Source organism: Amycolatopsis orientalis DSM 40040 = KCTC 9412 (assembly GCF_000478275.1).
Classification (GTDB): Bacteria; Actinomycetota; Actinomycetes; order Mycobacteriales; family Pseudonocardiaceae; genus Amycolatopsis; species Amycolatopsis orientalis.
The window spans coordinates 17,650-31,131 of record NZ_ASJB01000017.1; the positions used below are offsets into that span (position 1 = coordinate 17,650).

The 13,482-nt window shown below is 68.4% G+C and carries 15 protein-coding genes; 13 read left to right on the forward strand and 2 right to left on the reverse strand.

The genetic code is table 11. The features are described 5' to 3' along the window. Positions 1–23 precede the first annotated feature (23 nt). The 5 genes from L324_RS05010 to L324_RS05030 all read left to right on the forward strand — a co-directional run bounded on the left by L324_RS05010 (position 24) and on the right by L324_RS05030 (position 6,032). Positions 24–980 carry a carbohydrate ABC transporter permease gene (locus L324_RS05010; RefSeq protein WP_051173637.1) on the forward strand — a complete coding sequence of 319 codons (957 nt, stop codon included), beginning with the start codon at positions 24–26 and terminating at the stop codon, positions 978–980. Further along, positions 977–1,831 (forward strand): carbohydrate ABC transporter permease, encoded by an 855-nt coding sequence (locus L324_RS05015; protein WP_037304556.1) that lies wholly within the window; start codon positions 977–979, stop codon positions 1,829–1,831. Before L324_RS05010 ends, L324_RS05015 begins: the two co-directional genes overlap by 4 nt. After that, positions 1,828–2,832: a hydroxyacid dehydrogenase gene (locus L324_RS05020; RefSeq protein ID WP_037304559.1), complete on the forward strand. Its 1,005-nt coding sequence runs from the start codon at positions 1,828–1,830 to the stop codon at positions 2,830–2,832. Before L324_RS05015 ends, L324_RS05020 begins: the two co-directional genes overlap by 4 nt. Continuing rightward, complete coding sequence (locus tag L324_RS05025; RefSeq protein WP_037304560.1) at positions 2,829–4,664, forward strand: DUF2264 domain-containing protein; 1,836 nt, start codon at positions 2,829–2,831, stop codon at positions 4,662–4,664. Before L324_RS05020 ends, L324_RS05025 begins: the two co-directional genes overlap by 4 nt. A gap of 216 nt (positions 4,665–4,880) precedes the next feature. Further along, on the forward strand, positions 4,881–6,032 hold the full coding sequence (locus L324_RS05030) for a Gfo/Idh/MocA family protein (protein WP_037304562.1): 1,152 nt from the start codon (positions 4,881–4,883) through the stop codon (positions 6,030–6,032). Here L324_RS05030 and L324_RS05035 read toward each other — a convergent pair. Continuing rightward, on the reverse strand, positions 6,029–6,775 hold the full coding sequence (locus L324_RS05035) for a GAF and ANTAR domain-containing protein (RefSeq protein WP_235783400.1): 747 nt from the start codon (positions 6,773–6,775) through the stop codon (positions 6,029–6,031). The two genes, L324_RS05030 and L324_RS05035, sit on opposite strands and share 4 nt — an antisense overlap. A gap of 215 nt (positions 6,776–6,990) precedes the next feature. On the opposite strand from L324_RS05035, the gene L324_RS05040 reads away from it, so the two are divergent. Genes L324_RS05040 through L324_RS05055 form a run of 4 tightly spaced genes read left to right on the forward strand, consistent with a single transcriptional unit; the run spans position 6,991 to position 9,639 of the window. Continuing rightward, positions 6,991–7,590: a TetR/AcrR family transcriptional regulator gene (locus L324_RS05040; RefSeq protein WP_037304563.1), complete on the forward strand. Its 600-nt coding sequence runs from the start codon at positions 6,991–6,993 to the stop codon at positions 7,588–7,590. Beyond that, positions 7,580–8,461, forward strand: coding sequence for a crotonase/enoyl-CoA hydratase family protein (locus tag L324_RS05045; protein WP_037304565.1), 882 nt, complete (start codon positions 7,580–7,582; stop codon positions 8,459–8,461). Before L324_RS05040 ends, L324_RS05045 begins: the two co-directional genes overlap by 11 nt. Beyond that, entirely contained in the window at positions 8,458–9,360 is a 903-nt protein-coding gene (locus L324_RS05050) for an AurF N-oxygenase family protein (RefSeq protein ID WP_037304570.1), read from the forward strand. The genes L324_RS05045 and L324_RS05050 overlap by 4 nt, the downstream gene beginning before the upstream one ends. A gap of 21 nt (positions 9,361–9,381) precedes the next feature. Then, a complete protein-coding gene (locus L324_RS05055) occupies positions 9,382–9,639 on the forward strand; it encodes a DoxX-related protein (protein ID WP_037304571.1) in 258 nt (85 codons plus the stop codon). A 7-nt stretch (positions 9,640–9,646) separates the two neighbouring features. On the opposite strand, the gene L324_RS05060 is transcribed toward L324_RS05055, so the two are convergent. Beyond that, complete coding sequence (locus L324_RS05060; protein WP_037304572.1) at positions 9,647–10,150, reverse strand: DinB family protein; 504 nt, start codon at positions 10,148–10,150, stop codon at positions 9,647–9,649. Positions 10,151–10,460: 310 nt separating this feature from the next. Here L324_RS05060 and L324_RS05065 point away from each other — a divergent pair, with 310 nt between their 5' ends. The 4 genes from L324_RS05065 to L324_RS05080 all read left to right on the forward strand — a co-directional run bounded on the left by L324_RS05065 (position 10,461) and on the right by L324_RS05080 (position 13,464). Further along, a complete protein-coding gene (locus L324_RS05065) occupies positions 10,461–10,808 on the forward strand; it encodes a hypothetical protein (RefSeq protein ID WP_235783401.1) in 348 nt (115 codons plus the stop codon). Beyond that, a complete protein-coding gene (locus L324_RS05070; protein WP_051173638.1) occupies positions 10,808–12,502 on the forward strand; it encodes an alpha/beta hydrolase in 1,695 nt (564 codons plus the stop codon). Before L324_RS05065 ends, L324_RS05070 begins: the two co-directional genes overlap by 1 nt. Positions 12,503–12,547: 45 nt before the next feature. Then, entirely contained in the window at positions 12,548–13,120 is a 573-nt protein-coding gene (locus L324_RS40795; RefSeq protein WP_235783413.1) for an LppA family lipoprotein, read from the forward strand. 113 nt (positions 13,121–13,233) lie between these two features. Then, positions 13,234–13,464 carry a hypothetical protein gene (locus L324_RS05080; protein ID WP_152546697.1) on the forward strand — a complete coding sequence of 77 codons (231 nt, stop codon included), beginning with the start codon at positions 13,234–13,236 and terminating at the stop codon, positions 13,462–13,464. Positions 13,465–13,482: the final 18 nt, after the last annotated feature.

Sequence of the window (13,482 nt, forward strand, 5' to 3'; positions counted from 1 at the left end):
AAGAGAAAGGTGGTGCCCCCTCGATGACCGCGACCCTGTCCCCACCCGTCGCGCGGCCGCCCGCGGAGAACTCGCCACGCGTGAAATCACGCCGCCGCGAGCATTTCGCGGCCGGTGTGCTGATGACCCCGTTCTTCGCACTGCTCGTGACGGTGTTCCTGATCCCCGTCGGCACCGCCGTCTGGCTGAGTTTCTTCGGCGACGACCAGCCAGGGCTCGGGTTCGGCCCGGAAGCGACGGTGTTCGCCGGATTCCGCAGTTACACCGCCGTCCTGTCCGATCCGACGTTCCTCAGTGGACTCGGCGTCGTCGTCCTGTACTGCCTGCTCTACATCCCGCTGCTGGTCGTCGGCTCGCTCGTGCTGGCGCTGCTGCTGGATTCCGGCGCGGCCAGGCTGCGCGCGTCGGCGCAGCTCGCGTTGTTCATGCCGCACGCCATCCCCGGCATCATCGCCGCGCTGATCTGGATCTACCTCTACACACCGGGCCTCAGCCCGGTCGTGGACCTGCTCGGCAAGGCCGACATCGAGGTGAACTTCCTCGGCGTGCACGGCGTCGTCCCGTCGATCGTGAACATCGCGCTGTGGAGCAACCTCGGCTACAACATGGTGGTCTTCTACGCCGCGCTGCAGGCTATCCCGCGCGAGGTGATCGAAGCCGCCGTGGTCGACGGCGCCGGTCCGGTCCGGACGGCGGTGCGCATCAAGGCGCCGCTCATCCGGTCGTCGGTGGTCATGGTCGTGCTGTTCTCGCTGATCTGGGCGCTGCAGCTGTTCACCGAACCGATGCTGCTCAGCCAGTCGACGCCGATGGTCGGCGCCCGTTTCTCGCCGAGCATGTACATCTACGACGCCGCCTTCACCCGCAACAACTACGGGCTGGCCGCGGCGGCGTCCGTGATCCTCCTGGCCTGCACGATCGCGCTGTCCTACGGCGTGACGCGCTGGTCCAACCGCGACCGGGGAGAGAACGACCGATGACCGCTCCCGCCTTGAGGCCCCGGCTGCTGGGCCGGTCGGCCGTCAACCTCGTCGTCGGCGTCTCGGTGCTGTACACCGTGCTGCCGATGTTGTGGCTGATCCTCGCCGCGTCGAAGGACCGCGACGCGCTCTTCGGCAGTGATCTCTTCTCCGCCAAGGGATTCTCGTTCCTCAAGAACGTGGGCGACCTGTTCTCGATGGACGGCGGGATCTACGGCCGCTGGTACCTCAACAGCCTGCTCTACGCCGTCGTCGGCGCCGCGATCAGTTCGCTGGTGAGCATCGCCTGCGGGTACGCCTTCGACAAGTACCGGTTCCGGCACAAGGAAAAGCTCTTCGGGCTGGTGCTGGCCGCGGTGATGGTGCCGCAGACGGTGCTCGCGCTGCCGCTGTACCTGATGGCCTCGGAAGCGGGACTGGTCAACACCTTCTGGGCGGTGTTCATCCCGGTGCTGTTCAACCCGTTCGGCGTCTACCTCGGCCGGATCTTCAGCCAGGGCTACGTTCCCGGCGAGGTACTGGAGGCCGCGCGGATCGACGGCGCCGGCGAGCTGACGATGTACCGCAAGGTCGCCCTGCGCATGCTGGCGCCGGGAGTGGTCACCATCTTCCTCTTCCAGCTCACCGCGATCTGGAACAACTTCTTCCTGCCGATGGTCATGCTGTCGGACCAGAAGCTGTACCCGGTCAGCCTCGGTCTCTATTCGTGGAACAGCTCCGCGTCGGTCTCGCCTGAGTACTATCCGGTGGTGATCATGGGTTCACTGCTCGCCGTCATCCCGCTGGTGCTCGCTTTCGCGCTGCTGCAACGGTTCTGGCGGTCCGGGCTCACCGCGGGGGCGGTCAAGTGACCGTTCGTGCCGCACTGGCGATGAGCAAGGAGGCCGCGACCGCCGTGCTCACCCCCGGACCCCTGGCCGAACTGGGCCGGATCTGTGACCTCGTCGCGGATCCGGTGCTCGACGACTTCGCCACCCCCGAGGCGCTCGACGTGCTGAGGGACGTCGAGCTGCTGGTCACCGGCTGGGGTTGCCCGCCGCTCGACGCCGCCGCGCTGGCGGCCGCGCCCCGGCTGCGCGCGGTCGTCCACACCGCCGGTTCCGTGCACGGGCACGTCACCGGCGACTGCTGGGACCGGGGGATCGAGGTGGCGTCCGCCGCGTCGGCCAACGCGCTTCCCGTGGCCGAGTACACGGTGTCGATGATCTTGCTGACCGGCAAGCGCGTCTTCGAAAGCGCCCGCGACTACCGGGCGACCCGGGACCGGGAAGACTGGCTCTCGACCCCGTCCGGCGTCGGCAATTTCGGCCGTACGGTGGGAATCCTGTCCGCATCGTTGATCGGGCGCCGGGTGATCGAGCTGCTGCGGCCGTTCGATCTCCGCGTCCTGCTGCACGATCCCTACGTCACCGACGCGGACGTGGCGGAACTCGGCGTGGAGCGGGTGGGACTCGGCGAGTTGTTCGCCCGTGGCGACGTCGTCAGCGTGCACACCCCGCTCCTGCCCGAAACCCGTGGCCTGGTCAGCCGCGAGCTGCTCACCTCGATGCGCCCCGACGCCGTCCTGATCAACACCGCGCGCGGCGCGGTCGTCGATCAGGACGCGCTCGCCGACGTCACCGCCGACGGCCGGATCAGGGCCGTGCTCGACGTCACCGACCCCGAGGTACTGCCCCGAGATCATCCTTTGTGGACAAATGAGAACGTTCTGATCACCCCGCATCTGGCCGGATCGCAGGGCAACGAATGGCGGCGGCTGGCCGATCTCGCCGTCGCGGAGGTCACGCGCTGGGTCTCGGGCGAGGGATTCGCGCATCCGGTCAAGCGCGAGAGGCTGGGAAGGATCGCATGAAGCTCCCCGCTGAGGACAGGGAACTGAGCCCGCACACCGGGTACACGCGGCGGCATTGGGAGACGGTCGCGGACGGCCTGCTCGACGCGGCCTGGCGCTGGGCGAGCCCGGGCGGCGCGTTCCTCGACCTGCCGGGGAGGCCGTCGGTCAGCGGCGTCCGCTCCGACGGACTGGAGGGTTACGCGCGCACCTTCCTCGCCGCCGCGTTCCGGGTGGCGGGCGCCAAGGGCGACGATCCGCACGGCTGGCTCGGTCGTTACGCCGAAGGGATCACCGCCGGTACCCGGGATCCCGGCCGCGAGGACGCCGAATCGTGGCCGCTCATCCTGGACCACGACGTCCAGGGTCAGCCGATGGTGGAGTCCGCGTCCGTCGCGCTGAGCCTGCGCCTGACCAGGGAATGGCTGTGGGACCGGCTCGACACCGCGGTGCAGGACCGGGTCGAGGAGTGGCTCCGGGGAGCGTTGCGGCATGTGCCCGCGCCGAACAACTGGTACCTCTTTTCCTCGACCGTGGCGGGATTCCTGGAGGAGGTCGGCCGCGGCGACGCCGAAACCGCCCGTGCCCGCGAGCGGGCGCTGGGCCTGCTGGAGAGCTGGTATCGCGGCGACGGGTGGTACGCCGACGGCGACGGCCGCGCCTTCGACCAGTACAACGGCTGGGCCCTGCATCTGTACCCGGTGCTCGACGGATATCTGACGGGGGAGACGTCCGTCCACGGGCGGAGGCTGCGCGAGCATCTGGCGGGTTTCCGCCTGTTCTTCGGCGGTGACGGCGCTCCTGTCTACTTCGGACGGTCGTTGACCTACCGGTTCGCCGCGGCGTCGGCGATCGGGCTCGGCGCGCTCACCGGGAACACCCCGCTCGGCCCCGGGGTCTCCCGTCGCCTGATGAGCGGGACGCTGCGGTATTTCCTCGACCGCGGTTCGGTGGGCGAAGACGGGCTGCTGAGCCTCGGCTGGCACGGACCGCATGACGCGTCGTTGCAGCATTACTCGGGACCGGCTTCCCCTTATTGGGCGTCGAAGGCGTTCGTCTGCCTGCTGGCACCGCCGGACGATCCTTTGTGGACCGATGTCGAGGGAACGGCGCCGAGTGAAGGCCCGGACACGGTGCTGGCCATCCCGTCCGCCGGATTGCTCGTGCAGACGACGGGGGCCGACGGCGTCGTCCGGTTGCACAACCACGGCAGCGACCACGTCCGCCCGCACGAACCGGACTCCGCCGAGGGCGAGGATCCGCTGTACGCGCGGCACGCCTACTCGACCCGGACGGGGCCGACGGCGATGGGCAATGTCCGGGACAACCATTTCGCCGTCGTCGTCGGTGGCGTGCGGAGTGCCCGCCGCCGGATCCGGCCGATCGGTGCCGGGAACGGTGACGGCTGGGGGTGGGCGGCGTCGTGGCACAACCCGGTGTTCGCGGCCGGGCCCCCGATGGTGCCGGGCCTGCGGGTCGAGAGCGTGACGGTCGCGCGGGGCCGGTACGAACTCCGGGTTCACCGCGTGCTCGGCGCACCGCCCGGGGCCCGGGTCGAACTCACCGGCTGGGCCACCGATCCGGGGGAGTCGGTCTTGCGGCCGCTGCTCGGCTGGACCGGGCAGGACGAACTCCGCGCACCCCAGGGCACGGCGTTCACCCGGTGGGCCGTGGTCCCGCGGCTGACCGCGGACGCCGAAGGCACCGCGGTCTTCGCCGCCCTCGCTTCTCTTTCCGCCGAACCGCAGGAGGGCGTCGAGGTCACCGCGGGTCCTTCCGAGCTCGAAGTCCGGTGGCCCGACGCCTTCGTCACCCGCGTCACCTTCGACCCGATCGAGGTGACCGGTGCCTGACTCCCGCATTTCGTCCTCTGGATGCGGTACATGCACGTGCAACTACCGCATCCAGAGGACGAAACGCGGAAGTGGGTGTCCTGTGGGGAAAGTCCCCATCGTCTCCCGGCCACTTGACACCGCGAGAAAGCGCTTTCAAGATTGATCCCACCTCGCTAAGGAGGGCCCTGGGGTCCTGAGTCCCGGTAGTGAGAAAGCGCTTTCAAAGGAGAACGGATGACCACGCGGAAACTCGGCGTCGTGATGAACGGCGTCACCGGGCGGATGGGCTACCGGCAGCACCTGGTGCGCTCGGTCCTGGCGATCAGGGAGGCGGGCGGGGTCGAACTGTCCGACGGGTCACGGGTCCAGCTGGAGCCGGTCCTGGTGGGGCGCAACGCGGACAAACTCGAAGAGATCGCCACCCGGCACGGGCTGACCCGCTGGACCACCGACCTCGACGCGGCGCTCGGCGACGACGACCTCCCGCTCTACTTCGACGCGCAGCTGACCGCCGTGCGGGAGAAGTCGATCGTCCGCGCCATCGACGCGGGCAAGCACATCTACACCGAGAAGCCGGTCGCGGAGTCGGTCGAGGGCGCGCTCGCGCTGGCGCGGCACGCGGAGGCGGCCGGGGTCAAGAACGGCGTCGTGCACGACAAGCTGTACCTCCCCGGCCTGCTCAAGCTGAAGCGGCTGATGGACAGCGGCTTCTTCGGCCAGGTGCTCTCCGTGCGCGGCGAGTTCGGGTACTGGGTCTTCGAGGGCGACTGGCAGAGCGCGCAGCGTCCGAGCTGGAACTACCGCGCCGAGGACGGCGGCGGCATCGTCGTCGACATGTTCTGCCACTGGAACTACGTGCTGGAGAACCTCTTCGGCGCCGTCAACGCCGTGACCGCGAAGGCCGTCACCCACATTCCGGAGCGCGTCGACGAGAAGGGCGAGCGTTACGCGGCCACGGCCGACGACGCCGCGTACGCGATCTTCGAGCTCGAAGGCGGCGTCATCGCCCAGCTCAACTCGTCCTGGTGCGTGCGGGTGCACCGCGACGAACTGGTGGAGTTCCAGGTCGACGGCACCCGCGGCAGCGCGGTCGCCGGCCTGCACAAATGCGTCATCCAGCCGAGGGAGGCCACGCCGAAGCCGGTGTGGAACCCCGACCTGGCCGAGACGCGGTCCTACCGCGCGCAGTGGCAGGAGGTGCCGGACAACGAGGAGTTCGGCAACGGGTTCCGCGCGCAGTGGGAGCAGTTCATCCGGCATGTCGTGGAGGACACGCCGCATCCCTACGACTTCATGGCGGGTGTCCGCGGCATCCGGCTCGCGGAGGCGGGCCTCGAGTCGTCGCGGGAGAACCGCCGGATCTCGATCGGCAGGGAAACGGCCTAGCGGCCGAACACGGCTCCCGGGTCTTCGGCGATCAGCACCGAGATCTCCCGGATCTTCCGGTTCGTGTGCTGCGAAGCCTCGGTGAGCCAGCGGAACGCCTCGTCGGCGTTCAGTTCCAGACGCGCCATCACGATGCCCTTCGCGGTGGCGATGGTGTCCCTGGTCTCCAGTGCGGCGACCAGGGTCTCCGCCTGCTTTTCGGCGGCGGCCCAGCGGGTCGCGGTCAGGATGATCGCCGAGATCGCCGAGGTGAACATCGCGATCAGCGCCGACTCGACAGGGTCGAACGCGTTCTCGGTGTAGCTCCAGATGTTGAGCGCGCCCGAAAGCGGCTCGGTGTCGCGCCGCTTGAAGCCGTGCCCGTCGTCGGGGACGAACAGCGGGCAGGCCAGGCTGGTCCGGACGCCGAGCTGCTCGGCGGCGGCCGCGAAATCCGGCCAGCGCCCGGCCGCCGTCTCCAGCCGGGTCCGGACGATGGTCCCGCTGCTCGCCGCGGTCAGGCAGGGACCCTCGTCCGCGCTGTACTGGGCCTTGTCCAGGGGAAGCAGCGACTCGTCGGTGGCGGCGACGGTGCTCGGATCGTTGTCCTCGTAGAGCGTGACGGTGGCCGCGTCCGCGTCGGGCAACAGGCCGATCACCTTCTTCGCCACCCGCGCCAAGAGCTCGTCGCGGGACTCGTCGAGCCGGATCGACTCGGTGAGCTCCCGCAACGCCGACGAGGTGTCGCGGAACTGGTCCATCATGTCCCTTTCCCAGGGCCGGCCCGTTTGCGCCGACCACCCGAACGTACTCGGTCCCGCTCCCCGGGCGTTGGACGATTCGGGCTAACCCTCGGCCGGTGGCCGCCCGGCGTGGCGAAGGACTCAAGCCTCGTGAGTGGTAATGACGGTTCTAACCCTCATTACCACTCACGAGACCGGGCGTTGCTGAAGTGCGGAATCCGTGCTTCACTCCTTGCGTGCCGTACCGACGTACCCCGAAAACGCAGGCCAGGCTGGACTCGCAGCGAGGCGAGATCCTGGCCGCCGCCATCGCGTTGCTGGCGGAAACCGGCTACGCGGGCTGCTCCATGGCCGCGGTCGCCGCGCGGGCGGGAGTGGGCACCGGCAGCGTGTACCGGCAGTTCCCGTCCAAGGCCGAGCTGGTCGTCGAGGTCTTCCGCGAAGTCGTCTCCCGGGAGGTCACCGCCGTCGAGGCGGCCGCGTCCCACGGCGACGTCCGGGAGCGGGTGGTCGCGGTGATCGAGACCTTCGCCGGCCGGGCGCTGAAGGCACCGCGGCTGGCGTACGCGTTGCTGGCCGAACCGGTCGACGCCGTGGTGGAGGCCGAACGGCTGGTCTTCCGCCGCGCGTTCCGCGACGTGTTCGCGAGGACCATCGCCGACGGCGTCACCAGGGGACTGCTTCCCCCGCAGGACGCGGAAGCGACCGCCGCCGCACTGGCCGGCGCGGGCGCCGAAATGCTGGTCGGCCCGCTGGCCGGGGACGGCGGCCCGGACACGATCCCGCATCTGGTCACGTTCACCCTGCGAGCGCTGGGAGGCTCCGATGGCCTTTGAGACGCTCACCTACCGCGTCCAAGACCGGAAGGCCTACCTGACGTTGAACCGCCCCGAGCGGCTCAACGCGATCAACGACGTCATGCCCGGCGAGATCCGGCAGGCCGTGGAGCTGGCGAACGAGGACGACGCGGCCCGGGTGATCGTGGTGCGGGGCGAAGGCCGGTCGTTCTGCGCGGGGTACGACCTCAAGCAGTTCGCCGAGCAGGACACCGAAGGCCGCTGGAATCAGGGCCCGGTCTGGGATCCGGTCAAGGACTACCGGGTGATGAAGCGCAACACCGACGACTTCTTCAGCCTGTGGCGGTCGCTGAAACCCACGATCTGCCAGGTCCAGGGCCACGCGATCGCCGGGGGCAGTGACATCGCGCTCTCGTGCGACGTGCTGATCATGGCGTCCGACGCGCGTATCGGTTACCCGCCCGCGCGGGTCTGGGGCTGCCCGACGACCGCGATGTGGGTCTACCGCGTCGGGGCCCAGCGAGCGAAGCGGATGCTGCTCACCGGCGACACCATCGACGGCACCACGGCGGCGGACTGGGGACTCGCGCTCGACGCGGTGGAACCCGAACGGCTGGAAGCCGCCGTCGAGGAACTGGCCGACCGGATGGCCGGGGTGCCGACGAACCAGCTGGTGATGCAGAAGTTGATGATCAACCAGGCCTACGACAACATGGGCCTGTCCGGCACGCAGACCCTCGCGACGCTGTTCGACGGCATCACCCGGCATACCCCGGAAGGCCGCTGGTTCCGCGAGTTCGCCGAGCGCGACGGCTTTCACGAAGCGGTGGCCTACCGCGATTCCGGCCAGGTCATCCCGGACGGCGGCGGACCGCTGCCGGAGAACACCGATTCGAGGAGGTCGTCATGACCGCGAACACCGGCTCGGCCGACGAGCGGGAGCGGGTCGCCGAGCGCCTGCAACGGTCCTCGGCGCGGTTCTCCTACGATCCCGACGTCGATGTCGACTGGCTGGCACCACTGGTCGACGGCGCGTACGGCAAGGCGCCGGAACGCTGTTCCCTGTACGGCACCGAATTGTGGGACCGGCTCGACGAAGGCCAGCGCGGCGAACTCAGCCGTCAGGAGGCCGCGGCCGCGGCGGCGTCGGGTATCTGGTTCGAGCTGATCCTGATGCAGGGCCTCGTACGCCACGTGTACAACAGCGACCCGACGACGCGCAACGCGCAGTACGCGCTCACCGAGATCGCCGACGAATGCCGTCACAGCACCATGTTCGCGCGCTCGATCGCGAAGACGGGCGGCGTCGTCCGGCGCCCCAGCCGTTCGGCGCACCGGGCGGGCAAGGTGTTCGGCGCCCTCTGCGGACCGGCGTTGCTGTTCGCCGGAGCCATCTACGTCGAAGAACTCGCCGACGGCATGCAGCGCGAGATGATGCGTGACTCCAGCCTGCAGCCGATGATCCGGATGATCTCGCGGATCCACGTCCTGGAAGAGGCACGCCACATCAGCTTCGCCAAGGACGAACTGGGCAGGGCCTGGGCGAGGCACGGCCGCGTCGGCCGCGAACTCCTCCGCTGGGCGATCGCCGCCATGGCCTTCGTCGCGACGTCGGAGTTGTTGCACCCCAAGGCATACACCTCCGTCGGACTCGACCCGCGCGAAGCCCGACAGGCCGCCGCCGCGAACCCGCACTGGCGCCGGACCAAGGCGGCATGGGCGGCCAAGGCCGTCGACCACTTCACCGAAATCGGCCTCATCGGCGGCCCGAGCCGAAGGCTGTGGCGCCGCGCCGGCGTCCTCGGCTGAACGAACAGGAAAGGCGGATCCATGTCCTCACGCACCAGCCAGGTCCTCGGCCTCGGTATCGCCGCGACCGGCCTCGCCCACTTCGCCGCCCCGGCGGCCTTCGAACCCGTGACGCGGATGGCGTTCGCCACCGACACCCGGAACTGGACCTATCGTAACGGTGCCACCGAACTCGCCATCGGCCTCGCGATCGCGGCGGGCCCGACCCGGAAGGCCGGGGTCGCGGGACTGGCCGTCTACGCCGGATGGCTGGCCAGGCGGGTTCTCGCCCGGCGCTGAACCCAGCTCACGGGTTCGGCTGCCGGGACCGGTCCTGGTCGATCTGCTCACGAAGGATGTCGCCGTGCCCCGCGTGCCGGGCGAATTCCTCGATCATGGCGAGCAGGGTCCAGCGCAGGCTGACCGTTCCTTCACCGGGAAAGGTCTTGGTGTCGTCGAGATCGAACCGGCCGGCGATCTCCCGTGACCGCTTGCTCGCCCGTTCGAACTCGGCGATCACGTCGGCCAGGGTCTCGTCGTCCGTGACGGTGAAGGTGCCCTCGTCCCGCTTCGAGTAGCCGTCGCAGTCGGCTTCGTCGAGTCCCGCCCAGAAGCGCTGGAACCAGATCCGCTCGGCCGCTGCGGCGTGCTTGAGCAACGAGATCGGCGTCGTCAGCGATGGGACGAGCCGCCGGCGCGCGTCGGCTTCGGACAGGCCGCGCGCCGTCTCGATCAGGGCTTCGCGGTTGCGATCGAGCGTGTTCTCGATGACCACACGCTCGGCGCCATCGGTGATTCTGGTGGTACGCATGGGTTTCACTCCATTCTCGGGCAGGATGAGGACCAGGCCGACAAGCCAGGGGAGGGGAAGTGGCCGGACAGAACGCCGCGGCCGAAGTCGAACCAGGTCAGGAGCGGAACGGTCACTGACGCCTGGTGACGATACGCGGCAGCCTACACCAGCGTTGACGTCGAAATCGCGACCGCGCTCGCAGTCGGCGACGGCACGGTGAAACGCACGTGGTGCGCCTGCTGGATAGATCCGCTCGAAACATCGTTTTCGCTGTTCACGGGCGGTCTGAGGGGTTGAGCGGATACGTATCGCTGTCGTATGGTGACCAGTGGTTACCAACGACGGGGAGGCGTTTGTGACGGGTTATCAGGTGGTGGTCGGCAAGATCCGCGGCACAAGTCAGGCCGCCGGACGAGTCGTCGAGGGCCTGCGCGGAGCCGGCTGTCCGGCCGCCGTGCCTGCGGGCGACCTTGGCATGCCGGGGTCGCGGGCCGCGTTGGCGATGGCTCGGGTCAAGCATGTGCTGGTGTCCCGGCAAGCGCGTTTCGAAGCCCGGCTCGATATCCATGCGGGGAATATGGCGAAGGCCGCGGACTTGTATTCGGCTCAGGACGCGGCCGCGGCGGCGGATATCACGGTGCCCGTGCCCGTGCCGGGGCCGGTGAAGGCCGGCTGATGGTCACGTGGGGTGAAGCGAAGCGGTGGAATCCGGCCGTGTTGCAGGAGGCGGTTGGAGCGATCAACGCCGGCTACAACAAGCTGGTGGCGTGTTCGGATGATTTGCGCGACACCAATACGCCTGAGGGCTGGCATGGTGAAGCGGCCGGCGCGGCGGCCGCAGAAGTGAATCAGATCATCGACGGCCTGGAGGAGTACGCCGCGGACATCGCGGCGTTGCGCCGCGCGGCCGGCGATACCGGGGACGCGATCACCGGTGTGCAGAACGGGGTAAGGGAAGCCGAGACGATCGCCTCGGGTAACCACTTCAGGATCGCGGCCGATGGTGCGGTCATCGACAACGGGGTGCCGGATGTGCCGCCGGAGCAGGAACAGCTGGTCGCGGAGGAACGCGCCCGGCTCGCGGAGGAATTGAAGGACCGGGTCGCGCGGGTGTTGCGGCAAGCGACTGATATCGACGACGACTTGTGTGCGGTGTTGGGGCGGATCGAGGCCGGGCATGTCATCGACGCCACGGGGAACGACAACGAGAACACAAGTCTGGCCGCGGCCGGTAACTCGGGGGCGGTGAACGGTGCCTTGTCGGTGTTGGCTCCTCCGCCGGTGGGTGCGGATCCGTCGATGAACGCTGCGTGGTGGGCCGCCTTGTCCGAGTCGCAGCGCAAGCAACTGATCGCGCAGCGCCCTGGTTGGGTGGGTAACCGGGACGGGGTGAGAGCCGCGGACCGCAGCAGCGCGAACTTGAACCTGCTTGAGCAGCAGAAAAGGGGCTTCACTGCGGAGCTGGAGCGGCTGCGTCGAGAAGATGGCGATTCGGATGAGATCGCGCGCCTCGAGGAACGGGTGAAGGCGATCGACTCGATCACCGGGATGATGCACGACCCGGACGGCGGCCTCAACCCGAATCGGCAGCTGATGTCGCTGGATATGACCGGCGACCATCCGAAAGCGGCGATCGCCAATGGCGATGTCGACACCGCGCAGCATGTCGCGGTGTTCACTCCGGGCATGAACTCCACGGTCGACGGGAACATGCGCGGCTACGTTGATGACATGGATGGTGTCGCGCGCAGTGCTGAGCGGATGCTTGCCACCCAGGGCGGCGGTTCGGTGGCCACGGTTACTTGGATCGGCTATGAGCCGTCCACGTTCGATGATTCGGCGTCGTTGATGGGGCTGGCGACCGCGGAGAACGTGGACGTCGGTGGTGACAAGCTCGCGAAGTTCGATCAGGGCATCAACGCTTCGCGCCCGACCGATCCACATCTGACCGCGTTGGGGCATTCGCAAGGGTCGATCGTGACGGGGATCAGCCTCACCCACGCTGGCACTGGGGTGGATGACGCGGTGGTGTTCGGCAGTCCGGGGGTGGCGAACCATTTCGGCACCGACAACACTGCCCACGATTTGAAGGTGCCTGACGGGCACGCCTACAACATCAGGGCCGAGGGTGACGCGGTCGCCCAGTATGTGCCGGAGGCGTGGCGGTATGGCCGGGCGCCGTACGCGATGGAGGGGATGAATCAGCTGTCGGCTGATGCCGCGGTGGGCGCCAATGGTGCGCCGTTGGCCGCGTCGCATGGGCACAGCGAGTACACGAAGACGATGCCCGGTGGGGTTGATTCGACCAGCAAGCACAACATCGCCGCTGTCGTTGCGGGCATGCCGCAGCTGGCTGTCGCCGCACGCTAGGAAGACGTGTTTCTCATGCCGAGCCGAATCTCTTTTGCCGTGACCATGACCGTGGGCCTCTTGCTGTCGGTGGTGGCCTGCAGTGATAGCGGGCAGTACCTTGGAACGCCATCTTCGGAGAAGTCGATGCCTAGTCAGGATCAGTACGCCGAACTCTCCCGTAGGCCATCGATCGAAGAGGTGGTCGCGCACTACGACAAGCTCCGCCAGGCCCTGCAAGCGAGACTGTCCACGGAACTTGGGGTGACGGGCTGGGTGGACAAGCAGGATGGGCGCCAGTCGGGGTGTGCGAACGAGTTCCCCGGGGTGGATAGCCGGGACGCTGTCCGCATGTTCTTGAGCTTCCTCATCGCGCCGAAACCGGTCACGGGCGAGCAGTGGCAGGCCGCGACGCGGATCGTGACCGAAGTCGGCGCGGCACATGGGTTCGACAAGCCGGGACTGCAGGTGAACAAGCCGCCCGCGTTCGAGTTCGAACTGAAAGACCAGTACCTGGCCAGCGCGACACTGTCGACGGACAAGACCACAGTGATCTCGATCGAGACCGGTTGCCACTTGACGACCGCGGCCAAGCAACGCGCCGGCGGGGCGCCTGCTTCGAAAAGCACTCGAGGGTGACTGTGCTGGACACTCCGGAATCATCGGCGCGTCGCGGGCTGCCGGCGGTGGTGTGCGTGATGTTGGTGCTCGCGGGTGGGCTGGTGGCGTTCACACTCGGTGTGGGTGGGGCGATGAGCAGTGATTCCTGCCGGCCGGGTGACGAGTCGTTCTTGTGCACCAGCACTGGGCAGAATGTCGTGTTCTGGCTTCCGCCCGTCGGCTGGCTCGCCTCGATCGTCCTCGCCGGGTGGTGTTTCACCCGTCTCGACCGGCGTCGTAAGTCCCCGTGGCTCGGGGTCGCTGTGGGCGCGGCGGTGTTCTCGGTCATCGTGGTGATCGACTGGCTGATCGTCTCTGGGTGAGAGCGTCGTTCACAACGC

What these genes read in the sequence shown, in the direction of transcription:
- L324_RS05010 (WP_051173637.1), top strand. Translation starts at nt 24, where the DNA reads ATGACCGCGACCCTGTCCCCACCCGTCGCGCGGCCGCCCGCGGAGAAC.
- L324_RS05015 (WP_037304556.1), top strand. Translation starts at nt 977, where the DNA reads ATGACCGCTCCCGCCTTGAGGCCCCGGCTGCTGGGCCGGTCGGCCGTC.
- L324_RS05025 (WP_037304560.1), top strand. Translation starts at nt 2,829, where the DNA reads ATGAAGCTCCCCGCTGAGGACAGGGAACTGAGCCCGCACACCGGGTAC.
- L324_RS05030 (WP_037304562.1), top strand. Translation starts at nt 4,881, where the DNA reads ATGACCACGCGGAAACTCGGCGTCGTGATGAACGGCGTCACCGGGCGG.
- L324_RS05035 (WP_235783400.1), bottom strand. Translation starts at nt 6,775, where the DNA reads ATGATGGACCAGTTCCGCGACACCTCGTCGGCGTTGCGGGAGCTCACC.
- L324_RS05045 (WP_037304565.1), top strand. Translation starts at nt 7,580, where the DNA reads ATGGCCTTTGAGACGCTCACCTACCGCGTCCAAGACCGGAAGGCCTAC.
- L324_RS05050 (WP_037304570.1), top strand. Translation starts at nt 8,458, where the DNA reads ATGACCGCGAACACCGGCTCGGCCGACGAGCGGGAGCGGGTCGCCGAG.
- L324_RS05055 (WP_037304571.1), top strand. Translation starts at nt 9,382, where the DNA reads ATGTCCTCACGCACCAGCCAGGTCCTCGGCCTCGGTATCGCCGCGACC.
- L324_RS05060 (WP_037304572.1), bottom strand. Translation starts at nt 10,150, where the DNA reads ATGCGTACCACCAGAATCACCGATGGCGCCGAGCGTGTGGTCATCGAG.
- L324_RS05070 (WP_051173638.1), top strand. Translation starts at nt 10,808, where the DNA reads ATGGTCACGTGGGGTGAAGCGAAGCGGTGGAATCCGGCCGTGTTGCAG.
- L324_RS40795 (WP_235783413.1), top strand. Translation starts at nt 12,548, where the DNA reads ATGACCGTGGGCCTCTTGCTGTCGGTGGTGGCCTGCAGTGATAGCGGG.
- L324_RS05080 (WP_152546697.1), top strand. Translation starts at nt 13,234, where the DNA reads ATGAGCAGTGATTCCTGCCGGCCGGGTGACGAGTCGTTCTTGTGCACC.